The sequence below is a fragment of the Lactobacillus agrestimuris genome (assembly GCF_943193025.1).
Taxonomy (GTDB): Bacteria; Bacillota; Bacilli; order Lactobacillales; family Lactobacillaceae; genus Lactobacillus; species Lactobacillus agrestimuris.
The window spans coordinates 61,633-88,265 of sequence record NZ_CALPCQ010000005.1 but is presented as its reverse complement, the minus strand read 5'-3'; the positions used below and the strand labels follow the sequence as shown (position 1 = coordinate 88,265).

Below are 26,633 nucleotides of genomic sequence, written 5' to 3'. Positions count from 1 at the left end.
GATAGCTCTGCTAAAGCTTTTTCTTATCTTTTACCAAATATGAACTCGCTTGTCTGGATCAAGCCACATACCATCTTCTGGTTTTACATCAAAGACTTCATAGAAATCTTCTTGGCATTGTGATTGAACGTTTGCACGCTCTGGACCAGGCGCATGAACATCAACGGCTACCTGACTCTTAATTGATTCAGTAAGTTGCTTGTTAGCCCAAATACGAGCAAAGTTTTCAAACAACTTCTTAAGGTCATCGTCTTCATCTTTAGCTGCCTTAACAGCTGCAGTAAGACCACCTTGATCGGCAATATTTTCAGAAACAATTTGCTTACCATTCAAGGTTACTGGACCATATTTAATACCATCGAAGAGATCGATTTCTGCTTGAGTACGCTTCTTAAATTCTTCATAGTCAGCATCTTGCCACCAATTTACCATGTTTCCAAATTCATCAAATTGTGAACCATTATTGTCGAAAGCATGAGAAATTTCGTGAGCAATAACTGTTCCAATACCACCAAAGTTTTCAGCACGATCTTGTTTAATATCATAAAATGGTGCTTGCAAAATTGCGGCTGGGAAAGTTAAATCGTTTCTTTGTGGGTCGTAACAAGCATTAACAAGGTTAGCTGGCATAAGCCATACAGAACGATCAACTGGCTTAGTTAGCTTTTCAAGATTGTATTTAACATGTTCAATACCTGCAGCTCTTTCATTTGAATAAAGAGTGCCACCATCTTCAACGCTAGTTACATCCAAACGGTTATAAATTTCTTCAATCTTGTCTGGGAACCCAATCTTAAGAATCAAAGCATTAAGCTTCACAATTGCCTTTTCCTTAGTTTCTTCAGAAAGCCAATCATTTTCCTTAAGACGCGCTTCATAAACCGCAAGCATTTTATTGATCATGTCCACTACGTCATCCTTAGCATCTTGACCGAAGTAAGTTTGACCATAGTAAACACCAACAACTTCACTGAAAGTGCCATTAGCAATGCGATATGCTTGCTTTTCGCCATTTGCAAGTTCAGGTTGACCTGACAAAGCTTGCTTAAATGGAAAGGCAGCTTCACGGAAGTCTTGTGATAAGTAACCAGCAACCGCATTGATAAACTTAACAATCATCCAGCCCTTAATCTCATCAAAGTTATCTTCATTAACTAATTCATCGAAGTGATCTAAGTAACGAGGTTCTGCCACAATCACACGATCAGGAACCTCAGGTAAAACTTCCTTTAAGAAATCAGCCATCTTGAAGTTCTTAATCTTAGCTTCAAAATCAGCCATTGAAACTGGATTATACATTGCTGGATAATCTGCCCATTCTTCTGATGACTTAACTACTTTAGCAAGTTTCTGATCAAACTTTAAAGCGTCAGCAACATATTCCTTGGCTTGATCAGCTGAAACACCAGCCATTTGAAGCAAGTTCTCTGATTGCTTCTTTAAGACATCAAGTAACTTGTCTGCACCCTCACTTTGATAAGTAGTTGTATCAGGTAAGAAAATTGATGTACCGAAGAATTCAAGAACGTTAACCTTAGTATTCTTCATATCAGCGTCAACATCAAATGAAAATGGCAAGCTGAAATTCATCTTGAATAAGCCGGCAGCTTTCATATTGAAGTCCGCAAAGTCACTAATACTTTCAAGCATCATTAAGTCTGCCTTAATTGGTTCGGCCGCATCTTTGTTACGCTTGTCAAAGTCACGAGCAACTTTATAAAGTTCAACTGCCTTCTTCAAATTTGGAATATCAGGAATTTCCTTCTTTCCATCAGCGAAATCCGCAAAGTCTTGCATTAAGTTCTTTTCAACATTTAAGTCGATCGAATCAAAACTAGCAATTCTTGAACGATCTGAAGGAATCTTAACTTTTTCTAACCATTCTGAGTTAACTGCCAAATATAAGTTATCTTGTGGTCTTGTTCCTACTTTAGGTTCAAGAATATTACCAGCACCGCCACGTACAGCCATATTATTATTCATTAAATCAAAAGCCTCCTTTAATTCTTAATTAAGATTAAATTAATTTATACATATAATATCATTTTCTTTAAATCATTGCTTATAAGAATTATTTAAAAAGCGTCAAATGTTCATGTAAATATCTATGAAGTGGAATTAAAACTAGGATTAAACAGAAAATCAAGATTGCTGCTACCGCAAAGAATGGAATATAACCTGCCCGGTCAATAATCATCCCTCCAAATAATGGGCCAAAAGCTCGTCCAATACCACTAGCCACCATGGTTAAGCCTTGATACTTTCCTTTACTATCAAGCGGTGACAAATCATTTACATAAGCTGGGATAGCTGGAAAAGCAGTTGATTCACCCAAAGTCAAAATAAACATCGCTAAAGCAAAATGCGCATAATCTTTTGCAAAAATCAAAGCCACAAACGAAAGTGAGAACATCGTAATTCCGAAAATCACTTGGTGGAACAAATTTTTAAACATATGTGGAAACTTGGCTAAAAGCCCCTGCATTATAACAATTTCTCCAGCATTTAAAGTCCAAAGTAAACTATAAAGATGGAATGGAATACCAAGTGAAACCATATAAACTGACAAATTTGATTCCCAGTTCATGTACATCAACCAAGTAATTGCTAAGGTAGTAAAGAAGCCTATCGTCATTGCCAAATTATGCTTCGGCATTGGTGTCTTCTTAATCCCTTTTCCTTCCTTCATTTTTGCAGTTCGTTCATAATGATATTGAATAATTGGGCGATAATTAAAGACGGCATTGATTAAGGCAACAACAAATAATAAGCCAGCAATTACAAAAAGGAGGGTAACTGAAAAATCATATAAATATCCAACGATCAAAGTTCCCAGAACAACACCTAAGTTCTGTGAGAAGTAAAGAACGTTAAAGACATAGCGACCCGGATATTTTTTAATACTAGTGGCAATCGAGTTAATCATCGTCCCATTCCAACCACCTAAAAATCCAGTAATGGTCAGCCAAACCCAATATTCTGGCCAGCCATGGAAAATGGCCATTAAGAATAAAACCAATGCATCTAAGCCCAATCCCCATAAAATTAATGGATATGGATTATATTTATCATAAAGCTTACCAGCAATCATTGAGGCCACAATATTCCCGGCACAATTACAAAATAGAACTACCCCAATAATTGATAAACTGATATGAAGTTGCTTATTCAAATAAACTGATGTTAATGGCCAAATAAAGCTGGCACCGATCCAAGTAGCCAGTTCCCCTAAGATTAACCATCTTAATTTAATTTCATCAGTCTTAACTTGTCCGTGCGCAAGTTTCATTTAATCATCCCCCTCTTTTTCATAAACTTCCTAGCCTTAGTGTAACAAAAAAGAGACTGCCGATGAATAGACAGTCTCTCAAGATTCTTATTACTATTTATCTTGATCATCAAATTTATCTTTATTTTCTAATGTCTTAGTTCCATTTAGGTACTTAAATTTGGTTACATCTTGAACTGTTTCCAAACAACCTAAGTAGTTATCAAAACGATCACGAACTGCGTAAAACTTAAGGTAAATCATTCTACCATGAACATCTACCCAGAAGTCTTCTTCATCCGCAACACCATCATGGAAGTTCTTTAAGATTTCCAAAACTTTATCGATACTCTTAGGTGGATGACAACGAATAACTGGACGTCCAATAACCGATCTTGTTCTTGGGAAAATTCGGTCACTGTTTGAGAACCATTTTACGCGGTCATACTTATCAACAAAGGTTAAATCAATTGGTAAAACATTGAAAATTGCTGGAATTTCTTTCAATGAAAGAGAACCAACTTCCATTTTAATTACTGTATCTTGCATATCTTTTAAGATGAAACTTGGATCAGTATTACCTTCACCAATTGGATAATCTTCATCCCCACGCAAAATATCATTTTCTGTAATCTTAGTATCAAGTTTAGTCAATTCTTTCAGGAACTTATGAAATTCTTCAACTATCTCTGGACTAAGCTCTTCATCTTGATCATGACGTAAACTATCTTCATCAATTTCAGTCTTACTTGGTTTCCAATTTTCTGGCAAAGAAATGAAACTATATCCCATTTCTAGCTCATCTTGCTTAACCATGTACCATTCTTTGACAGTCACAACTATATCTAAAACCGGTGTCAATACAACGTTAGAATTGAAAACATTATTGAAAACTTGCTTTCTCATCTTTTCAATAGCTGCTTCAATCTTGTATTTATCAGGAAGTTGCTTTTCATCAAGCATTTTACATGCCTGAATGATCAATTCCTTCGCCGCATCATCAACCATCCATAGGCGACTGATTTGTTCTTCGGTTGCTAAGCCATGTTTAACAAATAATGGGTACAATGAATTTTCTTTTCGAACGTAATGTTGTTTGATATCTTTCAAACGATTAAGTCCGGATTTCATTCGATTGAATGATTCTTCATCTTTTCCATCTTGTTGCCAAATCTTAAGAGCAGGTACGATTTGATCATCAATTAAAGAAACAATCTCATCATTTTCTTGCAAAAAAGTAGCAAGTGGATGTCCTGCTGGCAAGTCCTTAATAATAGTGCTCTTGAGATATTCTGGCTTGCCTGTATAATCTCCACCTTCGTTGATATATTTCAAGTTGCTTAATAGCGTTTGCTCTATTTCTTTATTGTTATCGGCTTGCATAAACTAAAACAGCCCCCTTTCTAATTTTCATCACGTTTAAGTATACTACTTCTAGACGGATTTTTGGGAGAAGAAATAGCCTAATTGTTAAGCTTTTAAATAAAATTAGTATTCTTTTTCTCACCAGTCAAATTCTTGATATCAGTGATGTCCTGGGCAATTTCCAGACACCCCAAATATTTCCCATCAGAATTTCTCACAGCAAAATATTGTAAAAATAATGTACGTCCAAGACTTTTTGGTGTAAACCAATATGTTAATTTATTCTTTTTTTCCTCATGAAAAGCTTGAAAGATTTTTTCAATAATTGGACGACTCTCTGCAGTATGGCAAGAAAAAACGGAAGTTCCAATAGCATTTTTAGAATGTGGAAAAATGTGAGCTCCTCCACCAAAGAATGCTACCTGATCTTGTTCATCGACAAAAGTAAGATCAAATGGAAGAAGATCAAAAATTTCTTCTAATTGTTCTAAATTCAACTTTCCTTCTCTGAAATTAACAAAAAATGAAGCTAAACTATCAATTGCAATTGGACCAACTTCTTTTTGGTTAATTTTCGGCTGCCAATTCATTGGTTCGTTAATTAAAGTATAACCAATCTGCTTTTCTTCATTTTTCACATTAAGCCAATCTGTTCTATCAGCAACTTCATCAAGCATTGGAAGCATAATTTCTTCTTCCTTGAAGATCATTTCAAGAACTTCATGACAGGCCGCACTAATCGTATCATCCACTTCATCTTTAATCGCTGGAACTCGATTAGCGGCTTCTTGAGCGGCCTTAATATACTGGCGAATTTTATCATCAACACCCCACATTACTTGCGGCGGTGCAGTAATTCCATACTTATTCATGAGAGAAAACATTGAAACTTCTTTTCTCTTATAATGCTTATCAATCGTTGCTAGATCACTAAGAGCCTGCTTAATTTTTTCAAGAAACTTATCATCACTGGTTTGATCCCATTTCTTTAAATTAGGTAGAAGAAAATCATTGACTAGCGACTTAATCACCACATTTTCTTGCTTAAAGGTATGAACAGGATGACCTGGGATTGAAAAATCTGGATTCTCTTTATTTTCCTTAATATTGCCTTTAAAGACATCAGCATGGACGTTACAGAGGTACTGAATCTGTCTTGGATCAAGTCCCTGCTTAATTAATTCACGCTCAGCAGCAGTGATTTCTGAAACATCTACTTGATCAAAGGCCGCTTTAAACATTTTCTTAGCACCTTCAAGTTCACCACCATCTTGGATATAATGGAGAATCTTTAAGATTGCATTTTGTCTTTCTTTACTTAACTGCGTCATTATTCTATCACCTTATATCCTTCAGCTTCAAAAGCAGCCTTAATTTTGTCTAAATCGATTTTCATTGCTTGTGCACCAAGTCTAATTGTCATCACTCGTCCCACGGTTGAAAGCATGCCTGGAATTTTGATTCTAGTGAAACCACAGTTATACATAATTTCAATAAAATCAGGATATTCATCTGCGAGCTTTTTAATTGGAATTGAAAAATCAATGATCCGCTGCTTCTTTTCAGTTTCTTCAATTTGCTCTTTTTCTAATTCATTATCTAGCATTCCAAGCTGCTTTTTTGCGGCTAATGTCATGCGCTCTGGTGACCAGACCGGATACCAGACCAGTTTAACCTGACACATTTTAATTCCATCAACTGACAAAACTGCCTTTTCAATACTATCTTGCAAAAAGCTGGATAATGGACAACCGCTGATAGTTAAGGTCATCTCAATTGTCGCTTTACCGTCTTCGATATCGATTCCGTAAATCAGGCCAAGATTGACTACATCAACTTGAAGTTCAGGATCGACCACACTTTGAAGAGCGGTCATGATTTGGTCAACTAATTTTATTTCTTCTGCTTTCATTTTTTACGCTCCATTTTTATAAAAAAGCTAGCCTAGCAAGGTAAATTGATTAATCCACTTACCTTTATTTTATCAATTATGAATAGATACATCATATTTCTAGAGGAATGAAAAAAGCATTATCCTGATTGAATAATGCTTTATCTTACCAATTTATCCCAAATAATTGGCTTGCCAGCTTTAAGAGACTTTGGTACATCAATAATTCTCTGATTACTCGATCCTCTAAACTGCAAAGTCAAATCCTTTTGAGCTTCCATAAATCGTCCATCAACCAAAATATCAATCTTGGATAACAATTCTAATTTATCATCTGTTTCTTTTTGTAGTTCATCCCAAGTATATCCAGACCATGACCAGATATCTTTTGTATGACCAAATTCTTTTCTAATACGGTCTACGATACTAAGACAAACCTCTGTGTTCATGAATGGTTCTCCTCCAAGCAAGGTTAAACCTTGAACATAAGATTGACCCAGATCTTCAATAATCTGATCTTCCAATTCCTTGGTATATGGCACACCATAATTAAAGTTCTGTGCCGCTAAGTTGTAGCATCCCGGACAATCAAATAGGCATCCTGAAACATACAAGCTGCAGCGAACCCCCTCACCATCAACAAAGTTAAATGGCTTATAGTCTGCAATTTTATTCAAACTATAATCTTTGGCCTGCCACTCCTTGGGCTTAGGATTCTTAGGTAACTTCTTTTGCCGTAACAGTCTTTTTGCATGTTCAACTTGAGGTTGATATTGATTAGCATCAACAAACATTGTATCGCCATCAATATTCACCTTGACCATATTCCCTCTAACATCAGGGCCTTTTTGAAAATTTTGATCTTTTTCTGGCATTTTAATTCCTCATATGCTTTGCACGGTGAGCAATTTCTTCATGACGACCATGTACCATTGGACGCTTCAAAGGATTACCCAAGTATCCACAGGTTCGCTTGACACAATCACAGGTCTTAGGATCATGATTACCACATTCTGGACATTGGAAACCTTTAGCAGTTGCCGTGAATTCACCAGCAAAACCACACTTATAACACTTATCTATTGGGGTGTTGGTTCCAAGATAACCTACTTGGTCGTATGCCCAATCCCACACGGCCTCAAGTGCTGCCGGATTTTGCTTCAAATTAGGGTATTCACAATAGTGGATAAATCCACCAGCAGCGTATTTAGGATAGTCTTTTTCAAAGGCCAACTTTTCAAATGGAGTTGGGTGTTTACGAACATCGTAGTGGAAAGAATTAGTGTAATATTCCTTGTCAGTGATATCCTTAACCTTACCAAATTTTTCGGTATCAAGGCGGCAAAAGCGGTCAGTTAAACTTTCACTTGGGGTTGAGTATAAACTATAGTGATAATGATTTGGATCGTCATGTTCCCATTTAGCACACAAATCATGCATCTTTTTGACAATCTCAATTGTGAAATCATGTGCTTCTTTATTACTTTCCCAATCTGGTCCATAAAAGACAGTAGCAACTTCATAAAGACCAATGTAACCAAGTGAAATAGTAGCGCGTCCGTTCTTGAACAAGTCATTTACATTACCTTCTTCACTAAGACGTTTACCAAAAACACCATATTGGTAAAGGACTGGTGCATTAATTGGTTTAGCCTCAGTTACACGATGAGCCTTAAACTCTAAAGCTTCATGACAAGTTTGCATTCTTACATTAAAGATTTTCCAGAATAATTCCTTGTCACCGTGACTTTCCATCGCAATTCTTGGCAAGTTAACAGTCACAACACCTAAGTTCATACGACCTGAGTTAACTTCCTTGCCATTTTCATCTTTCCAACCTTGAAGAAATGACCGACAACCCATTGGACATTTGAATGAGCCAGTAATTTCTTTAATTTTGTCATAACTTAAAACATCTGGATACATTCTCTTAGTTGAACATTCAACTGCGAGCTCTTTTACATCATAGTTTGGATCACCGGGATTCAAGTTAAGACCACGCTTAAGGGTAAATAAAAGCTTAGGGAAAATTGCAGTTCTACCTTCTTTACCTAAACCCTTAATTCTAATCTTTAAGATATCTTTTTGAATTTCCTTTTCAATCCATGATGTTCCAAGTCCAAAGCCTAAACTAGTAAATGGAGTTTGACCTTGGCTTGAAAACATGGTGTTGATTTCATATTCAAGACTTTGCATTGCATCGTAGATATCTTTTTTAGTTAGCTTTTTAGCGAATTCTTCGGCCTTATCAGCATCATCAAGCATTTCTTTAGCATCAGATAAGTTCTTTTGGTAGTTTTTTTCTGCATATGGAGCAAGAACCTCATCTGCGCGATCAAATGAACAACCACCATATTGACTAGATGCTACATTAGTAATAATTTGAGCAACTTGACTAATTGCAACACCAATTGAGTTTGGACTTTCCATAAAAGCATTTCCGATCTTAAAGCCATTAGAAAGCATTTCCTTAAAGTCAATTAAGCAGCAATTAGACATTGGGCTAAGCGGAGTATAGTCAAGATCATGCCAGTGGATATCGCCGCGAAGGTGAGCTTTAGCAATATGTTCCGGCATCATAGTTAAACCAACAGTCTTACCAACTGTACCAGCGGTTAAGTCTCGCTGAGTACTGAAAATTTCACTATCTTTATTGGCATTTTCGTTAACAATTGCTGGATCTCTTGATACTAAGCGCTCTAAACGATTCTTGGTATCGGTTTGCTTGGCCCATTCTTTTTCGTCATTTTGGCGATATTGAACATATTTCTTAGCTTGATCAAGATAGCCTAATTCATTCAAGCTATCATGAAAAGCTGACGCAACTTCTTCAGCAGTCACAATATCTTGCGCATTAAGATGATCTGCAATTTTAGCTAAAATGATATTTTTTACATCATCTAGATCTAGTGCATGCAATACCATCTCTAACTTAAATAATTCAAATGGATACTTACTACCGTCTCTTTTAATGAAATTATTCGGCAGTTTCAAAGTTTCTACCTCTTGGTCAAGTTTTTGCTGTAACATTTTTCTTCTCCTCAAAATCTATGTATTAACTATAGCACAAAACACAACATCTTGTATTCTATACGTTTATGAGGATCACTATCTTGTATTAACCAAAAAGTTGGTGAGACAAGTATTCCGCAAAATCTTAAGATTTTTTAATTAATTTTGGCAAAAAAATACCGAAATTTTCAGTAGTCTGAAAATTTCGATACTTCTATTTTCTATTCAAATTACTTTGCACTTGCAGTCTCAACTGGAGCTTCTGCTTCGTGTTTATTTTGGACTTTTTCAATCCACATTCTAATGATGTTCAAAACAAACATCCAAGCAATGTTGTAAATCCAAATTTCACAAATCATCCAAAGTGAAATCCGTGGTACAAGCCAACCAAAGTAACAAGCACATGCAGCGAAGATCTGAGTAATTACAATTGCCCAGAACAAAGCAGCTGCTGGGAATGGTCTATTAAAGAACCAACGACTTTGACGGGTAACAAACAATAGTAAGTGTCCACCAGCAACTAATTGAAGGAACATAATTGTTTGAAGTTGAGCTTGATTAGTTACAACAAACCAAGTATTTGAACCAGGATTCTTAGCTGATTCCCAACCTATAACAAGTAGGATCATTGATTGAATTACGGCAAAGAAACCAAGAATTGACGAAACAGTTAAAATCTTCTTCATTTGCCATCTAATCGGTTTCTTACTTACATAAGTATTATCATAAGCAATTGTCATAATTGGTAAGTCATCAAGAAGTGACATAACCACAATCATAATAGCTGTTAATGGTTGGAAGTTAAGGAAAATTGATGACAAAACAACTAAGAACATGATGTTCATGGTCAAAGCTACACGGTAAATTGTATAACTTGTGATTCTGGCAAAAATCTTTCTTGCTTCGGTAATAGCTGTTTGAATAACTGAAAGACCTGGTGAAGTTAAGATAAGGGCTGCAGCACTTCTTGCGGCATCAGTCGCACCAGCAACAGCAGTACCACAATCGGCTTGCTTCAATGCAGGAGCATCGTTAACACCATCACCAGTCATAGCAACAATGTGACCTTGCTTTTGCAAAGTTTTAACAATTGCATACTTGTGTTCTGGGAACACACGAGCAAATCCATCGGCCTTAGCAATTAATTTAGCTAAATCTTCAGGAACATTATCTGGATCCAAATCCTTAGGGAAGACTTCGGAAGCATTATAAATATTAGTACCCATACCAAGCTTTTTAGCGGTTTCGATCGCAATCGCGGTATCGTCACCGGTAATCATCTTGACGCTGATACCTTCCTTCTTACATTGATCAATAGTTGCTTTAGAATCATCACGTGGAGGGTCAAACATTGAAAGCACGCCAAGTACAGTCCATGTTTTACCTTCATCAGTACTTTGTGCAACACCCAAAGCGCGGTATCCACGACTAGCTAAGTCACTAGTTGTTTGTTTAACTTTATCCTTAACTGCTTGATCAGTTGATAAAGCGGCAATAACTTGAGGCGCACCCTTAACTACCCAGAGTTTTTCATTAGTAGTCTTATTGTGGAGATGAGCCTCAATCTTCTTAGTAACAGGATCAAATGGAATAAACTTATCCATTGCCCAATCTTGCAATTTGGTTTGATCCTTTAAAGCTGCAATAACAGCATTATCAATTGGGTCATTGTCTTCTTTTCTTGATGCAAGTGCACCCTTGAGAATAACGCTCTGTGCATCCGGAGCATTGATTAATGTAGTATCACCCAAAGTTAATTGGTTCTTGGTTAAAGTACCGGTCTTATCACTACATAAAATATCAACACCGGCCATTTCTTCAATTGAAGAAAGTTTAGAAACAATCGCCTTTTTCTTTGATAAGTTCAAAGCACCTAATGCCAAGGTAATTGAAAAGACCGTTGGCATGGCAACAGGAATTGAGGCAACCAATAATACCAAAACAAATTGCAAGATATTAAGAGCTGTACTAAGTCCGAAGCTGTGAGCCATCAGATCGTTATAAACTCTAAAGGCAACCATGATAACGGCCAAGATTACGGCAACAATAATCAAATAGTTACCAATCTTGAACATAGCTTCTTGTGCATGACTCTTACCACCAGCAGAAGCAACAAGCTTAGCAGTCTTACCAAAGAAGGTGTGAGATCCAGTAGCAATTACTACACCAGTCATTTCACCTTGCTTAACAACACTACCTGAATAAGCTTCATCACCAATCTTCTTAGAAACTGGTAAACTTTCACCAGTTAAGGCTGCTTGGTCAATTGAGGCATAATCGCCACTTACAAAACGCATATCAGCTGGCACAATTTGTCCCAAACGTATTTTAACAATATCACCTGGAACAAGTTGACTAGCTGGAATGGTCTTAAATTTGCCATTTCTCATTACAGTAGCTGTTGGAGCTAAACCCTTTTTCAATGCTGCAAGAGCATTTGAAGCCTTACGATCCTGCCAAAATTCAATACATGCATTGAACAAAAGCAATGCTAAAATGATCCAAAAATCATCCCAGTGTTGAATAAAAGCCGAAACAATTGCGGCTGCTTCAATCATATAAGCAATAGGACCAGTGAAATTCTTCAAAAACTTAAGCCACATTGGTGTAGTTTTTGCAGTAATTTCATTAGGACCATATTTCTTCAAACGCTCTTGAGCTTCCTGATCGGTTAATCCTTTATTTGGATCAACCTGTAGGTCACTAACCACTTTATTTATATCTTCTTTTTCTAAGTCAGTTTTATTATTCGATTTCTCATTCATCTTATTACTGACTCCCTTCCAAATATAAGATATTCATTGAGTTTAGTGTAAACCGCTATCACAAAAATTTCCAAGATAACGACTCGACAAATAAAAAAGCTAGAGGGATTTTCTTCCTCTAGCTAAAATTTTATGCATAGATTTGTTTCTTCAAAATACCGATATAAGGTAAGTTACGGTATAGTCCATCATAATCAAGACCATATCCAACAATGAATTCATTCGGTGCATTAAATCCGATGTAATCACCTTTTAAGTCCACTGTACGAGTTTCTGGTTTATCAAGCATTGCACAAATTTCAACACTTTTAGCACCACGCTTCATAAGCAAGTCTTTCAAATACTTTAATGTACGTCCAGTATCAATAATATCTTCCATCAAGATTATTCGACGTCCTTTAACATCTGATCTCAAATCTTGGATAATCTTAACTTCACCAGTTGAATGTGCACCTTGGTAGCTGGAAGCCTTAATGATATCAAGATTTAATTTGAAATTTAATCTTCTTAACATATCACTAGTAAAAATCATTGCCCCATTCATCACAGAAACTATCAGTGGCATTTCATTTTCATATTTCTTGGTAATTTCTCCGGACAATTCATCCATTCTCTCTTCAATTTGTTCTTTACTGTAAAGTACACTCTCAATATCGTTGTTCATTTTTATTTCCTTTTGTTCAAAATTACTAACGATAAGATTTTAACATATTTTTACAAAAAATATACCTTAATTTTGATTTTTGTGGAATATTTTATTAACTAAAGCGTTTTTGTTCATTTTTATTGTTCGTGTTTTATTGACTCTGCCGAAGCAGAGCCACTTTAACGACAAATTGAGGAGCTACCCCAATATTGCACACTAAATACCTTTTATTTTCGTTCTATTAATACTATATCACATGATATTAATTATTATGCACACTAAATAAGGATAGCTTTCTTGACTAAGAGCCAAAAAAAGACCCAAAATTTGGGTCTTTTTTACTATTTATCTTGTTTAAAATATTGTCCCTTATTTACTTGGTAGAATTCTTTATATCGCTTGAAGTAATTATGGAACATATACTTCATTAACATCCAACGCTTAAAGTTGCGATCCTTATCATAAAAGACAGTAGTGCCATAACGACCTTCATGAATTAATTCTTCAGCTGCCTTCTTTGCTTCATTTTCAAAAGCGTATTCCTTGAAAATCTTAACTGGAACACCCATCCATAAAACATGCTTAGATTTAAGCTTGTTACCATAGACAGTTTCCTTATCTTTAAGGCTATCTTCAACGTAATCATCAATGTACCACTTAGCTAAGTTATAACCATTCAAAGTTACGTAGAAACTAGATCTACCTTGACGCAAGTTAATCTCAAAGAACTTGTATTGACCGTCACGGTCATCATACTTAATGTCAAAGTTAGCCATTCCTGTATAGTTCAACTTCTCAAGGAATGTTTGAACTTGTTCATATAACTTTTCATCATAAGCTGGCAGAATTGTCATGTAGTTACCAATTGACTGCGGGGTTGGGTCTTCCAAAAGTGGATGACCTAAACACATCATTTTTACTTGGTGATTCTTATCTACATAAGCGTTTAAAGTTCTCATATGAGAATCATCACCAGGAATGAAGTCTTGTAAGATCAAGTCCTCTGTATAACCGTTAGTATAAATCTTACCAACGATATCAATTAATTCTTTTTCATCATGAATGGTGAAAGTCTTCTTACGACCTTCAAATTGGCAGTTAAGCCATGAAACTGGATCTTCTGGCTTAAGTTCTACTGGATAATCAAATGGCATATCCAAATAGCTCTTAGTCTTGTAATCGTCCATAGTGATGATTCTAGTCTTAGGATATGGCAAGCCATATTCTTCAGCAACTTCGTAAAAGCCTTCCTTTGAAATAAGCTTTTCAAGTAAGTCGTATTCAATATATGGCACAACAAAGACCGTACTTAATTCATCCTTGTGCTTAGATAAAAGTTCAGCGTATCCATCACCACAAGCGATCAAAATCACAGGTTCCTCATGGTCCTTGTAGATTTCCATCTTCTTACGCATTACATCCATAAAAGTTGGATCTGCGCTAAAACCATGATGAAGTTCAACATCTACAATTTTTGAATAGCGTGTAGCTGCAAGTTGAGTATCAGCCATTGCCTTAACACGAATTCCGTAGGCCTCATTAAAAGATCGAGCCATACCATATACATTTATATCACTACCAAGTAAAATTGGCGTAAATTTCTTAGTCATTATTCTCAAAAAACTCCTAAATTAAAGTAACTTACCTTGTTTAATTAACGCATCAACTTCTGGTTGAACATGTTGATACTTCTTAACAGTATTCTTGTAATCTACAAAGAATAACTTGTACCATACAAGGAAAGTATAGATAGTCCAAATTTGACGACGGTGTGAACCATCACCATTAAAGTTATCATCAAGAAGTTCGATAATCTTCTTTTGATCAAAAATATCATTAACGAAATCTTCTTTGAATAAATTACGAACTTGTTCATAGAAACGTGGCTCTTGTAGCCATTGTTTAATTGGAGTTGGGAAACCAAGCTTTGGACGTTTAGCCCATTCTTCTGGTAAGACCTTTTCAGAAGCCTTACGAAGTGCGTACTTAGTATCATGACGGTTCATCAAGTATTCAGTTGGAATTGAGTTTGCAAGTTCCGCAATCTTCTTATCAAGATATGGAACACGCAATTCAAGTGAGTGTGCCATTGAAATCTTGTCCGCCTTTTGTTCGATATCATTAAGCATAAAGTGGTGAAGATCAATGTATTGCATTTGCTTAACAGAATCAATATCCTTAACTTTCTTGAAGTCCTTTTGATAGATTCCATTTACAGTTAACTTATTACGGTAACTTGGTTGAAGAACACTATTTGCATCTTCTGAAGTGAAGATAGTTGGATAGTCCATATCATAAATTACTGATTGACCAACATAAAATTCACTTGGTTCAGCAAGATTAGTGTACATGTGAACTTTTCCTGGGAAATTAGGCATCTTCTTGATCTTATGAGCAAGCTTGATGCGCTTATTCTTAGGAAGTTTCTTCAATTTCGAAGTAAAGACCTTAATTACATCATTATGGGTATGCATACCATAGTTAACGTAACCAGCAAAAAGTTCATCGGCACCTTCACCTGACAAAGCAACAGTAACGTGCTTTCTTGCTAATTTACATAAGTACCATAATGGAATAATTGATGGGTTAGCATCAGGTTCATCCATATGATATTGCATTTCTGGGAAATCACGCATTGCTTCATCAGCATCAACTTGGTCACTATAGAATTTCCAATTATTAATATCAGCTAAAGCCTTTGCCTTTGAAGCTTCATCATAAGTTGAATCATCAAATCTTATTGAAAAAACATTATCAGGATTCAAAAGTGAAGTTAAGTATGATGAGTCAATACCTTCTGACAAGAATGCACCTACAGGCACATCAGCGTTACGGTATAAATCAACAGTTTCTCTTAAATCTTCATCAATTCGATTGATAGTTTCTTCGAAACTTAAACTATTTTCTTTATATTCAGCATCCCAATACTGATGCTTCTTCATTTCACCATCTTTATATTCGAACCAGTGACCTGCTGGGAAGCGGTATACGCCCTTGAAGAAAGTTTCATCAAGGTCATTGTATTGGTTCATAAGGTATGGCTTAACAGCTTCAACATTTAATTCACGCTTAAACTTTGGGTATTCCAAAAAACTCTTAAGCTCTGAACCAACAAGAAGGTGACCATCAACATCTGAATAATACATTGGCTTAATACCAAAGAAGTCACGTGCACCATATAAAGTCTTATTGTTATCGTCCCAAATAAGAAACGCAAACATTCCGCGCACGCGCTTAAGAAGGCCGTCCATGCCCCATTCTTCATATCCATGAAGAAGAACTTCAGTATCTGCTTTGGTAGTAAAGGTGTGACCTGCTTTGATTAATTCTTCTCTTAAAGGTTTAAAGTTATAAATTTCACCATTAAAAATAATTGCGCGAGTTTTATCTTCGTTATAGATAGGTTGGCTGCCCCCGCGAAGGTCAATAATTGAAAGTCTTCTAAATCCTAATGCAACTTCATCATTAGTATAGTAACCGTCGGAACTTGGACCACGGTGTTTAATAGTCGCCATCATTTTACCAATAACGGCTTGTTTTTCATTTATTTTTGGATCATAAAATGCAACAATTCCGCACATATCTAAATTCCCTCTAAAATTTTCTAATAATTAAATTAATATATATCTTTTTAACCTATCCATTATAATCTAAAGCCTTGTAATAACCAAATTGCTTACTAAATCTTAACTAAATGAAAAATATTTTCCTCTTTGAAGCTGCTCCATAACCAAAAATTTGCAAACGGTGTCGTTCCAAGTCAATATTTGCGACATAACCAGCAAATTCAGTTGGATGGTCAATCTGTCGATTCCAGTTCTTATTATATTTAGTGGTTAAGGCATGGTTAGGTCCCATTAAAGCTGAACAGTTGAACAAAATATACTGAATACCATTGATTCGATACTGATCTTCACGATGTCTATGACCACAGAAATAAGCAATAATATGAGCATTCTCAACGCCAGTAAAATCAAAGTCATTTGATAATCTAAACTCTGCCGGAACATCTTTACTAGAGTGCATTTTTCCTTTTTCTCTTTGATTAAATGCTACAAGAAGTTCATGAAGGGAGCGACCATTAAATTTAAGCGCATTACTTCCTTTACGATTAATTGGGTTAGCATGACTCATGAAGATAATTTTCTTGTTTGATGATCTAGATAAAATTTCAATAATTTCTTCGATTTGATCTTCTCTAACTCCTAGAGTGATCTTAGTATCATATTTCTTTTGTCCTTTATTATTTAAGTAGTAAGGAATATCTGAAGTGTTAACCGAAATTACTCTTAAATCGTCAAAGTCAAAGTAGCTAACTCCGTGTTGTTTAGAAATATAATTAATTTTGCTTTGACCATACATCTGCGGCCACATAATGCTTTCAAATTCATTCTCAGGAAATGAGGCTTTAAAGTCATGGTGTTCATCAAATTTATCATTTTCATCATGATTTCCTTTAATGATCAAATATGGCACATTATCTGATTTAAATGCATCACGAATCTTTGTAAGTTCGTTTTCACTTAAAAGACCAGCATCAGACCCATCAATCCAATCACCTAAATGAGCCTTTAAATTTAAAAGGCCAAGTTGATCTAAATATGAGAATTCACGAACATGTGTCAATCCATTCCAGCCATAGAAATCAATACTATTACTATCTTTAAAGTGTGTATCAGTTAAAAGGCCAATATTAATAGAATTATTGCCTGAACGAGTATAGCTTTTTACCCTATCAGCAAAATTATTTAAATATTCTTCCACCTTATAACGGCGTCCGGTTTCTTTACTAATAAAATCGCGATATCGACCAAGTTCGTCACTAAAGCTTCGAACATATTCTGGTGCAAGCTTTTGTGTACTTTCAGGACTAAGTGCTTGATGTAAAATACCATTTTCATCTTTATAGACAGTTAAAACAAAGTTTCGGCCATCTGGTGTTCCTTCTTCTTCACCAACCTTGTATTCCCCAACTGTCAAATACTTTTGCATTGGATCCATCATTTTACCGTGCTTTGATAGGCTACTACGTTTAGTAGCACCTGATATTTTATCAACTATGCCATGACTAAATTTTAAAATCCCCATAATAATTGCCTCAAAAAACAAAAAAGAGTCGGAATTTTATGCCGACTCGAAAAACTATGCGTTTTGTGCTAAAGCGTATGTAGCAAGTCCCAATGACAAGACAGCATCTTTAGATAATACTTCTTGCAAATCCTCGGCCGCTATCGCTTGTACAGCGCCAATGACCTTAAGACTGTAAGTTAAAACATGATAATCAACTTCTGCATTGTACATATCATCTGCATATGGATTTTCATGATTATAAGTTAAGTTGATCTCATCTTTATCAACATAACCATCAACGTGGTTAGTTAAAATACGATCATGTAAGTTAACAAGCTTATCTGAAAGGTTAAGTAAAGTTAACTTGTGATCACTTTCAGCTTCATAGTATTGTTCTTGTGTCATTTCAAAGTAATCTTTGATTGGATTGTTAAGAACATTTAAGCTATCGATAACTTTGTAAATAGCTTCAGTATCTAACTGTTGTTCTCCGCTCAAAATTTTATCTTGTGATAAGGCCAAATCATCAGCCAACATCATAGTATCTAGCTTTTCCATTTTGTCCTCCTAAATTCACTCCCTATTATAGCAAAATTTGTAATATTTTTAGGATTGGAACCTTAAAAATATCAATTTTTAAAACTTTTTTCGGTAATTTTGCGATTTTTTGCGTACTTAATAATAGAGGTTTAAAAATGGAGGGAAAATAATGACTCAGGCAAATTTCGCAAATTTACGCTGTCCTTGGGGACAAACCAGAGATGAAGTAATTCAACAGTTCCATGATCATGAATGGGGAAAAATCAAGCTTGAAGATAATTACCTTTACGAAATGTTAGTTTTACAGCTTTTTCAATCAGGACTTAATTGGCGAGTAATTTTGCATAAAAGAGAAAATTTTCGCAAGGCATTTAAAAATTTCGACCCAGCAGAAGTGGCTCAAATGACTGAACTTGACGTTAATCGTCTACTAGATGACAGTTCCATTATTCGTAACCGCCGTAAAATTGAAGCCGCAATCCAAAACGCCAAAGCGGTTTTAATTATCCAGGCAAAATATGGCAGCTTTGCCAAATTTTTGCAACACTCAATCCCAATGCAAATTATGCACCGACCAGAAATCTTTGAAGACGTGCCTACTTCAAATGATATTGCAAAAAAATTGGCCCAAAATATGAAACGAGAAAATTTCAACTTTGTTGGACCAGTAATTATTTATTCATATTTGCAAAATATCGGATTAATCAATGATCATATCGAATGTTGCCCATTTAAATATAATGGCTAGAAAAAAAGACGAGCTAAGCTCGTCTTTTAGTTTATTTAGTCTTATGGATTGGATTGTTGTCAATATCAGTTCTGACAATCAATACATCTGCCAAAGCATGTTGATTTACATATTCAGTGACTGAACCCATCAACATTCTTTCAACAGCATTCAAACCTGTTGCACCCATTACGATTAATGAATTATGGTGATCATTAATGAAGTCGTAAGAAATAATTCTCTTAGGACTACCATAACGAATATGATAATCAATATCGTCAAAGCCAAAGTTATCGTGTGCCCATTTCTTGAGGCTCTTCAAATACTCTTCTGAATCTTGAGTCATTTGATAAATAGTATCGCCAGAAATCAAGGTGTCTTGCATTTCACCCATGAATTGACGAGTATCAATGATATTTAAGACATCAATACCAACATGGTCAGTCATAGCAATCTTTACTGCTTTATCAAAAGCACGTTCTGCAGATTCAGAACCGTCTACTGGAACTAATATTCTGTCTTTTTCCTTAGCCAATTTACTCATCTCCTAAGAATTATTTTTACCTTATGTTTCTATTTTAGCATAATTTTGTAAGCTATTACTTGTAGTTTGATTGTTTCTTTTTTTAATTGTTGTTAAAATTGGATCAAGCTCTATATCTATAATTTGGAGGCACTTTTATGCATAAAAAATTAACTAATCAATTGATTGGAGTAACTAGTGGTAGAAACTTCCGTGAATTAGGTGGATATGAAACTTTATCTGGTAAAAAGATAAAATATCATAAACTTCTTAGAACAGGAAATTTGGCTGATCTTTCTCCATTTGATCTTGAATTTTTAAAAGACTATGGAGTTAAATATGATGTTGACTTCCGTAGTAAAGAAGAAGCTGAAAAACAACCTGACCGTGTCCCAGAAGGAGCAAAATATTACTTCGACCCTGTCTTCAGTGAAGACTTAACTAATTCATCTAAAAGTATCAATGACCTAGAAACTGAGGCTGAAAAAGATCCTAACTTTGGCTTTGACCATATGCTCTTTGCTTATGAAGACATGATTCGCAGTGAATCTGCTCAAAAGGCCTACCGCAAGTTCTTTGATTACTTATTAGCAAACAAAAAAGATGGCGATACTTTAATTTTCCACTGTACCGCAGGAAAAGATCGAACTGGCTTTGGAGCATTACTTGTTCTTTCTGCACTTGGCGTTCCGCTTAAAACAATTAAAGAAGATTATTTGTTAACTAATATCACTACTAAAGACTTCATCGATAATATGGTGCAACGCCTAAAGGATAATAATATGAGCGAAAACGTCATTCAATCACTTCGTGATGTACAGTCCGTTCATGCGGAATATATTAATCATGCGATTAAAATTCTGAACGATGATTATGGCAGCATCAACAATTACTTACGCGATGTGATGAAATTGTCTAGCGCAGATATTATGGAACTTCGCCGAATTTACTTAGAAAATTAAAAAAGACCCGCAAGGGTCTTTTTATTTTGTAAACTTCTGTCTTAAAAATTCATAAATCGTTTCTGGATCATGCAGATTAAACAAAATCTTTAATTGTTTTTCCGGAGTATCTGCCAAAAAATCCATTACCTGACTCAGCAATTTTGCTTGTCCATCTGGATTATTTTCTAAAAGCATAAACAAAAATTTAACAGATAGCTTCTCTTTTGGATTTACCATATTTCCAAATTCAACTGAATTTACTAAAGCCACCGGAACAATTAATCGTGCATTAACAAATTTTCCCTCAGTATGAGGGATAGCAATATTAGGTAAATCCTTTCCCAAAGTCTTCATACTCAACCCTGTAGGAAATTGCTCTTCTCTTTGAATAATCTTTGCTAAAAAGTCTCCCTTAACATAACCATGTTCAAGTAATTTATCATAAATTTCTTTTAAAAGCAGTGCCTGATCAGTTTCACTACTTACATAAACCGCATCAGAAGCGAAGATAGATTCGTCTCTCATAAAAATACCTCTCTTGAATACTTACATCCTTGACCTTAAAATATCAAGACCTTTTTTTCAAGAAAAAACATGTTAGAGTTAAAAGGAAATCAATAATTATTTTACGAGGGAGATAAAAATGACAAAAACTAAAACTGTTTATTTCGGTGCCGGTTGGTTCAACGAAAAGCAAACTAAAGCCTATGATGCTGCAATGGAAGCTTTAAAAGCTAATCCTACCATCGACCTTGAAAACAGCTATGTTCCATTAGCTAACCAATACAAAGGTATTCGCGTCGATGAACATCCAGAATACCTCCACGATATTGAATGGGCTGACGCAACTTATCATGGTGACTTACTTGGAATCAAGTCTAGTGATGTAATGATCGGAGTTTATTTACCCGAAGAAGAAGATGTTGGTCTTGGAATGGAACTTGGCTATGCATTAAGCCAAGGTAAATTCATCTTACTTGTCATTCCTGATGAAGATTACGGTAAGCCAATCAACTTAATGAGCTGGGGCGTTTGTGATAACGCCATTAAGATGAGTGAACTTGCTGACTATGATTTCAATAGGCCTCGCTACGGCTTCTACGATGGCGCTGTTTACTAAAAAATAAAGGTAAACTAAATGACCATTCACGTTCGTTTTCGAGTGAAGGGTCATTTTTTATTAAATTGATTCATCATCTATAAATTTTAATCTTTCTGTTCCAGTGACATTTAAATAATTGTTATTCGATCCCCACTTAACAAGTTTCGGGGCATTTATGTTAAAGCTTGTCACTTCTAATTAAAAAACATTTAAACCACATATACTTTACTGCCATTTTTTAATACCCATTGGTATCACAAACCTTTCTTAAATCCAGCTTGCGTTTTTACTTAGCCCATCGGAACTCACCTCTTACTTTTTATCTTCTCTTCTTTACACTTATAATATACCATCATTCGCTAAGCAAGTAAAGCGCTTACATTAAAATAAATAAAAAAAGCGGAATTCGTTTAGAAATCCACTTTTATCAAGCCTTAAGCCTTGTATTTAGATTCTCCATTCAAGTAAGTTTCGCTTACTGTCATATCAGGATTCAAAATAATAAAATCAGCATCCTTATCCGGCTTAATTGAACCACATTTATCTAAAATATGAGCACTCTTTGCAGCAGTGTATGTAGCCATCATAATAGCCTTTTCTGGACTTACGATATTCCAGTCAACAACATTCTTAACGCCGTCTTTTAATTGTAAAATTGATCCTGCTAAATTGTCGCCGTCTTTAAGACGAGCCATACCATCTTTAACGTAAACTGGTAATTCTCCAAGCATGTAATCACCGTCTGGCATCATACCAGCTTCCATACAGTCAGTGATAAGCGCAACATGTTCTGGCCCTACTGCATTGATAAGGGCACGCACCATTGGTTCTTGCACATGATGACCATCACAGATTAATTCATCAGTCACATTGTTCATACTCATAGCAGCATTGGAAATACTTGCGCCGTGGTGAGCTGGATCAGGCATCCCGTTGAAAGTATGAGTAAACATGCTTGCTCCTGCTTCAATACCAGCTGCAGCTTCCTCAAAAGTTGCACTTGAGTGTCCCAATGATACAACAATACCTTCTTTAGTAGCTTCACGAATGAATTCCTTTGAACCCTTTCTTTCAGGGGCCATGGAAATTTTCTTAAGCATTCCATCAGAAGCTTCAAACCACTTGTTAAATTCATCAATGCTTGGATCCATCATATATTTAGGATTTTCGGCACCAGCATGTTCTTCAGTAAAGAATGGTCCTTCAAAGTGAATACCTTGAATCTTAGCCCCTTCTTCACGACCCTTGTTTTCAGCAAACATCTGACAAATTTTAGTCAAAGTTTCACTTGCGGCAGTAATTGTAGTAGGCATCCATGAAGTAACACCCGCACTCAAAAGACCTTTAGAAATCTTATTGATGCCTTCCCAGTCGCTCTTCATTACATCTTCTTTAAGTGAACCGTGAATATGAGTATCAACATATCCGGGTGCTACCCATTGACCTTTATAATCAAGAATTTTTCCTTCAGGCTTATCAGATTCTGAATAGTAAAAACCAAACTTGCCATTATCTTGAACTTCAAGATAGCCACCATTTTCAGTTCTATTTTCTAAGAAAAACTTATCTGCATGAATATAATATGTCATCTTTTTATCCTTTATAAATCATTACTTAACTGTTTTTGATAATTCTATTTTAACTCATAAAATTGGTCTTTACCAGTTTTGGTGCAAACTATAAAAAATCTTAGGATTTTTTAGTTATAATAGAGGTAGCAATTTAATTTAGGAAGAAGCAAAATGACAGAAAATACACAAACTAACAGACACCAATTAGGACAGCTTCTCGGTGCTAATAAACGTGACAACTTTTATGAATTGCACTACGCCACTGGCGAAGTTGCCCGCCTTTATATTTTAGGCGACGGAATCTTTCGTTACTTTTTAGATCCAAGTAATCGATTTAACGAAAGCCGTGATTCAATCGTCAATTTAGATCAATTTAATAATCAATATTTTGAAAACTCTCGCCCTCGTGCTACGAGTGATTCTTTAATTATTAAATCTGGTAATTATCAAATTATTTTCCAACAAAAGCCTGCAATTATGAGCATTTTCGATGAAAATCTTCATCGTACTCGTATGACCCAATCAAGCCCATTAGAAATAGGACATGATCAAATTACCGAAATTCTTAAGCAAAATAAAAATGAATTTTATTTTGGTGGTGGTTTACAAAATGGCTCTTTCAGTCATAAGGGTAAGCGAATTAATATTAAACGCGACCACATAACTGGCGATGGCGGGGTAATCAGCCAAGTACCATTTTTCTGGTCCAATGCCGGCTTTGGTGAATTAAGAAATACCAACACTGATGGTGAATATGATTTTGGAAAGGTCAATGAAGATGCTGCTGTGATCTCACATAACAGCGGCGTATTTGATAACTTTTACTTAATTGGCAATTCACCTAAAGATATTTTACGCAAGTATTTTGCATTAACTGGTAAACCTTTAATGCCGCCAAAATACGCCTTAGACTTAGGACATATTGGTAACTTCCTATCTACTAAGTGGGCACCTGGAAAAGCTAAGCAGCGTAATGCCAACATGTTCGAAGATAATAACTATTATTTAAGAACTAATAGCGATGAAGCAGCTTCAGCTAAGGCCTCATTAAATGGCGAAGAACAATATCAATTTTCTGCTAGAGCAATGATTGATCGTTACCAAAAACAAGGTTTCAATCTTGGTTGGATGATTCCCAACTTTAAAGACGAAAATACTAATATTGATGCTCTAACCTTATTCAATGAATACGCTCAAACTCATGGCGTTGAACCTGGAATGTGGCTTACTGGTAATGACACATCAATTAGTAAAAATACTTCATTCATCCTTACTGACGATAGTTCAGATAATGTCTTAAACAGAGATACTCAAATGCTTAAAAGCAATCTTAACCGCCGTCGTCCACTTATTTTTGCTAATACTGCTGATGCTGGCAGTCAAACTAGAGCAGCTTTGATTTTTGGCGATAATGGTGGTAATTGGGAAAACATTAGTACTCAAGTTGCCGGTTTTTTAGGTGCCAATCTTTCAGGTGAACCACTTGTTGGTAGTGGGATTGATGGAACTGTTGGCGGTGGAAATGCACAAATTGCAATTCGTGATTTTGAATGGAAATCATTCACACCTCTACTTTTTAATATCGATGATCAAGGCGAATTTAGTAAGAATCCATTTACTTATAACAATAAGATGACTCGTATTAATCATGCATATCTTGAATTACGTGATCAATTAAAGAATTATCTTTACACATTAGTTCATGCAGCTCAAAATGGTGAGCCAATTGTTCGAGCATTATTTATTGATTTTCCTCATGAGCAAATTAACTATACTGAACGAGTTTCTCATGAATTTATGCTTGGTCCTAACCTTCTTATTTCACCAATTAATAGTGGTCGCGAAGATGGTCAAAGTAATTCACGCAAGGATAATTTATATCTTCCTGATCACCGTACAATGTGGATCGATTTATTTAGCGGAGAAAAATACCTAGGCGGTAGAGTTTATAACAAACTTTCTTACCCAATTTGGCATTTACCAGTCTTTGTTCGTGGTGGCTCAATCTTTGATCTGGGTAAAAGAAATTATGTCTTCTATCCACAAGGTAAGAGTCAAATTAACTTTTATGCTGATAATGACTATGTTGACTACGCTCACAACCACAGTGAAACTAAAATTACCAGTAATCTTGATTCTAGCATGTTAACAATTACAATCGACCCAACTAAGGGTGACTTTAGTGGAATGGAATCAGAATTACCTACGGCCTTAAATATCATGTGTGACAGCTATCCTGATGGTTTGACAGTTAAGATTAATGATCAAGTTATTAACATGCAAGAATATGGTACTGTTGATACCTTCGCTCATGCTAAAGAAGGTTTCTTCTACAATACCAACTACAGCTGGATGCCAGAATTTGATCAATATCGTGATTCAACCCAACCAGCCTTGCAAATCAAATTAGCTAAACGTGATATTTCTGATAGTAAGATCACTATCACAATTCAGAATTTCAGCTATGGCAATCAAACTTTAGTTCATTCAATTACTGACTCTGTGCTTCGCGCACCAAAGCAGCCAACTATTGATATGGATTCAATCACAGCTCACTCATTGACTGTAAACTGGCCAAAAACAGCTGATAAGGTTCAAATTGAATTAAATGGTGTTTTGCACGATGGAATTGATGGCAGTAGTTTTACTTTCCACGAATTAGAGCCAAATACCAAGTACATTTTACGTTTAAGAAACGTTGCAGGTAACAAGGTATCCGAATGGTCTGATCCATTTGGCGCCTATACTAAGCGTGCCGCAATTGACTATGCAATTCAAAATATTTCAACTGAATCAAATTATGAAAGTAAATCAAATCATCCACTTGAATACCTAACCGATTTGAAATTAGCAAGTGAATGGGAAAGTACAGATACTTTTGATGAAAGTAATCCTTTAGTCTTAACATTTAATTTCAATGATATTGAAAAACTTAGCCGCATGACCTTCGTTCCACGAAATATTAATCATGATGGCGATCCAATTGAAGTTGGTATTGAAATTTCTAAAGATGGTCAAGACTTCAAACCATATGGCGACCGTTACACTTGGAAAGCTGATAGTAAAAACAAGGTAATTGGATTAAGAGATGTAGTTGCTCGAGCTATTCGTTTAACTGTTTACAAGTCATCTGGTAACTTTGTTGGAGCTAAGGAAGTAATGTTCTTTAGAGATAAAAATAGTTAATAAACAAAAAAAGAAGATCCAAA

General features: G+C 35.5%; 20 protein-coding genes. 4 read left to right on the top strand and 16 right to left on the bottom strand.

All coding sequences use genetic code 11. From position 1 onward, the window contains the following. Positions 1–30 precede the first annotated feature (30 nt). The 13 genes from NFR82_RS02550 to NFR82_RS02490 form a co-directional block, all read right to left on the bottom strand. On the bottom strand, positions 31–1,983 hold the full coding sequence (locus NFR82_RS02550; protein ID WP_251716581.1) for a M13 family metallopeptidase: 1,953 nt from the start codon (positions 1,981–1,983) through the stop codon (positions 31–33). Positions 1,984–2,071: 88 nt separating this feature from the next. Further along, complete coding sequence (locus tag NFR82_RS02545) at positions 2,072–3,289, bottom strand: MDR family MFS transporter (protein WP_251716580.1); 1,218 nt, start codon at positions 3,287–3,289, stop codon at positions 2,072–2,074. 93 nt (positions 3,290–3,382) lie between these two features. Beyond that, a complete protein-coding gene (locus NFR82_RS02540) occupies positions 3,383–4,651 on the bottom strand; it encodes a PAS domain-containing protein (RefSeq protein ID WP_251716579.1) in 1,269 nt (422 codons plus the stop codon). Between the two features lie 95 nt (positions 4,652–4,746). Next, a complete protein-coding gene (locus NFR82_RS02535; protein WP_251716578.1) occupies positions 4,747–5,964 on the bottom strand; it encodes a DUF438 domain-containing protein in 1,218 nt (405 codons plus the stop codon). Further along, positions 5,964–6,545, bottom strand: coding sequence for an iron-sulfur cluster assembly protein (locus NFR82_RS02530; protein WP_251716577.1), 582 nt, complete (start codon positions 6,543–6,545; stop codon positions 5,964–5,966). Before NFR82_RS02530 ends, NFR82_RS02535 begins: the two co-directional genes overlap by 1 nt. Before the next feature lie 140 nt (positions 6,546–6,685). Beyond that, positions 6,686–7,399, bottom strand: coding sequence for an anaerobic ribonucleoside-triphosphate reductase activating protein (gene nrdG, locus NFR82_RS02525; RefSeq protein WP_251716576.1), 714 nt, complete (start codon positions 7,397–7,399; stop codon positions 6,686–6,688). Position 7,400: 1 nt separating this feature from the next. Continuing rightward, complete coding sequence (gene nrdD, locus NFR82_RS02520) at positions 7,401–9,554, bottom strand: anaerobic ribonucleoside-triphosphate reductase (RefSeq protein WP_251716575.1); 2,154 nt, start codon at positions 9,552–9,554, stop codon at positions 7,401–7,403. 212 nt (positions 9,555–9,766) lie between these two features. Further along, positions 9,767–12,301 carry a plasma-membrane proton-efflux P-type ATPase gene (locus NFR82_RS02515; RefSeq protein ID WP_251716574.1) on the bottom strand — a complete coding sequence of 845 codons (2,535 nt, stop codon included), beginning with the start codon at positions 12,299–12,301 and terminating at the stop codon, positions 9,767–9,769. A 130-nt stretch (positions 12,302–12,431) separates the two neighbouring features. Beyond that, complete coding sequence (gene hpt, locus NFR82_RS02510; protein ID WP_251716573.1) at positions 12,432–12,965, bottom strand: hypoxanthine phosphoribosyltransferase; 534 nt, start codon at positions 12,963–12,965, stop codon at positions 12,432–12,434. Between the two features lie 323 nt (positions 12,966–13,288). Further along, positions 13,289–14,557: a carboxylate--amine ligase gene (locus NFR82_RS02505; protein WP_251716572.1), complete on the bottom strand. Its 1,269-nt coding sequence runs from the start codon at positions 14,555–14,557 to the stop codon at positions 13,289–13,291. A gap of 21 nt (positions 14,558–14,578) precedes the next feature. Further along, positions 14,579–16,528: an asparagine synthase (glutamine-hydrolyzing) gene (gene asnB, locus NFR82_RS02500; protein ID WP_251716571.1), complete on the bottom strand. Its 1,950-nt coding sequence runs from the start codon at positions 16,526–16,528 to the stop codon at positions 14,579–14,581. Positions 16,529–16,637: 109 nt separating this feature from the next. Beyond that, positions 16,638–18,035: a metallophosphoesterase family protein gene (locus NFR82_RS02495; RefSeq protein ID WP_251716570.1), complete on the bottom strand. Its 1,398-nt coding sequence runs from the start codon at positions 18,033–18,035 to the stop codon at positions 16,638–16,640. Positions 18,036–18,089: 54 nt separating this feature from the next. Continuing rightward, complete coding sequence (locus tag NFR82_RS02490) at positions 18,090–18,575, bottom strand: hypothetical protein (RefSeq protein WP_251716569.1); 486 nt, start codon at positions 18,573–18,575, stop codon at positions 18,090–18,092. 151 nt (positions 18,576–18,726) lie between these two features. On the opposite strand from NFR82_RS02490, the gene NFR82_RS02485 reads away from it, so the two are divergent. Next, positions 18,727–19,305, top strand: coding sequence for a DNA-3-methyladenine glycosylase I (locus tag NFR82_RS02485; RefSeq protein ID WP_251716568.1), 579 nt, complete (start codon positions 18,727–18,729; stop codon positions 19,303–19,305). 31 nt (positions 19,306–19,336) lie between these two features. On the opposite strand, the gene NFR82_RS02480 is transcribed toward NFR82_RS02485, so the two are convergent. Then, positions 19,337–19,819 carry a universal stress protein gene (locus NFR82_RS02480; protein ID WP_420908726.1) on the bottom strand — a complete coding sequence of 161 codons (483 nt, stop codon included), beginning with the start codon at positions 19,817–19,819 and terminating at the stop codon, positions 19,337–19,339. Positions 19,820–19,965: 146 nt separating this feature from the next. On the opposite strand from NFR82_RS02480, the gene NFR82_RS02475 reads away from it, so the two are divergent. Next, positions 19,966–20,769, top strand: a complete 804-nt coding sequence (locus NFR82_RS02475; protein ID WP_251716566.1) for a tyrosine-protein phosphatase — start codon at positions 19,966–19,968, stop codon at positions 20,767–20,769. A gap of 21 nt (positions 20,770–20,790) precedes the next feature. Here NFR82_RS02475 and NFR82_RS02470 read toward each other — a convergent pair whose 3' ends face one another. Next, positions 20,791–21,276: a PTS sugar transporter subunit IIA gene (locus tag NFR82_RS02470; RefSeq protein WP_251716565.1), complete on the bottom strand. Its 486-nt coding sequence runs from the start codon at positions 21,274–21,276 to the stop codon at positions 20,791–20,793. A gap of 118 nt (positions 21,277–21,394) precedes the next feature. Here NFR82_RS02470 and NFR82_RS02465 point away from each other — a divergent pair, with 118 nt between their 5' ends. Then, a complete protein-coding gene (locus NFR82_RS02465) occupies positions 21,395–21,871 on the top strand; it encodes a nucleoside 2-deoxyribosyltransferase (protein WP_251716564.1) in 477 nt (158 codons plus the stop codon). A gap of 416 nt (positions 21,872–22,287) precedes the next feature. Here NFR82_RS02465 and nagA read toward each other — a convergent pair whose 3' ends face one another. After that, on the bottom strand, positions 22,288–23,442 hold the full coding sequence (gene nagA, locus NFR82_RS02460) for an N-acetylglucosamine-6-phosphate deacetylase (RefSeq protein WP_251716563.1): 1,155 nt from the start codon (positions 23,440–23,442) through the stop codon (positions 22,288–22,290). Between the two features lie 153 nt (positions 23,443–23,595). Here nagA and NFR82_RS02455 point away from each other — a divergent pair, with 153 nt between their 5' ends. Beyond that, positions 23,596–26,610 carry a TIM-barrel domain-containing protein gene (locus NFR82_RS02455; protein WP_251716562.1) on the top strand — a complete coding sequence of 1,005 codons (3,015 nt, stop codon included), beginning with the start codon at positions 23,596–23,598 and terminating at the stop codon, positions 26,608–26,610. Positions 26,611–26,633: the final 23 nt, after the last annotated feature.

Excerpts from the sequence above, each read along its gene's own strand:
- NFR82_RS02455 (WP_251716562.1), top strand. The coding sequence starts at position 23,596 with ATGACAGAAAATACACAAACTAACAGACACCAATTAGGACAGCTTCTC.
- NFR82_RS02545 (WP_251716580.1), bottom strand. The coding sequence starts at position 3,289 with ATGAAACTTGCGCACGGACAAGTTAAGACTGATGAAATTAAATTAAGA.
- NFR82_RS02535 (WP_251716578.1), bottom strand. The coding sequence starts at position 5,964 with ATGACGCAGTTAAGTAAAGAAAGACAAAATGCAATCTTAAAGATTCTC.
- NFR82_RS02485 (WP_251716568.1), top strand. The coding sequence starts at position 18,727 with ATGACTCAGGCAAATTTCGCAAATTTACGCTGTCCTTGGGGACAAACC.
- NFR82_RS02495 (WP_251716570.1), bottom strand. The coding sequence starts at position 18,035 with ATGGGGATTTTAAAATTTAGTCATGGCATAGTTGATAAAATATCAGGT.
- NFR82_RS02475 (WP_251716566.1), top strand. The coding sequence starts at position 19,966 with ATGCATAAAAAATTAACTAATCAATTGATTGGAGTAACTAGTGGTAGA.
- NFR82_RS02465 (WP_251716564.1), top strand. The coding sequence starts at position 21,395 with ATGACAAAAACTAAAACTGTTTATTTCGGTGCCGGTTGGTTCAACGAA.
- NFR82_RS02490 (WP_251716569.1), bottom strand. The coding sequence starts at position 18,575 with ATGGAAAAGCTAGATACTATGATGTTGGCTGATGATTTGGCCTTATCA.
- NFR82_RS02540 (WP_251716579.1), bottom strand. The coding sequence starts at position 4,651 with ATGCAAGCCGATAACAATAAAGAAATAGAGCAAACGCTATTAAGCAAC.
- NFR82_RS02530 (WP_251716577.1), bottom strand. The coding sequence starts at position 6,545 with ATGAAAGCAGAAGAAATAAAATTAGTTGACCAAATCATGACCGCTCTT.
- NFR82_RS02505 (WP_251716572.1), bottom strand. The coding sequence starts at position 14,557 with ATGACTAAGAAATTTACGCCAATTTTACTTGGTAGTGATATAAATGTA.
- nagA (WP_251716563.1), bottom strand. The coding sequence starts at position 23,442 with ATGACATATTATATTCATGCAGATAAGTTTTTCTTAGAAAATAGAACT.
- nrdD (WP_251716575.1), bottom strand. The coding sequence starts at position 9,554 with ATGTTACAGCAAAAACTTGACCAAGAGGTAGAAACTTTGAAACTGCCG.
- NFR82_RS02470 (WP_251716565.1), bottom strand. The coding sequence starts at position 21,276 with ATGAGAGACGAATCTATCTTCGCTTCTGATGCGGTTTATGTAAGTAGT.
- hpt (WP_251716573.1), bottom strand. The coding sequence starts at position 12,965 with ATGAACAACGATATTGAGAGTGTACTTTACAGTAAAGAACAAATTGAA.
- asnB (WP_251716571.1), bottom strand. The coding sequence starts at position 16,528 with ATGTGCGGAATTGTTGCATTTTATGATCCAAAAATAAATGAAAAACAA.
- NFR82_RS02550 (WP_251716581.1), bottom strand. The coding sequence starts at position 1,983 with ATGAATAATAATATGGCTGTACGTGGCGGTGCTGGTAATATTCTTGAA.
- NFR82_RS02515 (WP_251716574.1), bottom strand. The coding sequence starts at position 12,301 with ATGAATGAGAAATCGAATAATAAAACTGACTTAGAAAAAGAAGATATA.
- nrdG (WP_251716576.1), bottom strand. The coding sequence starts at position 7,399 with ATGCCAGAAAAAGATCAAAATTTTCAAAAAGGCCCTGATGTTAGAGGG.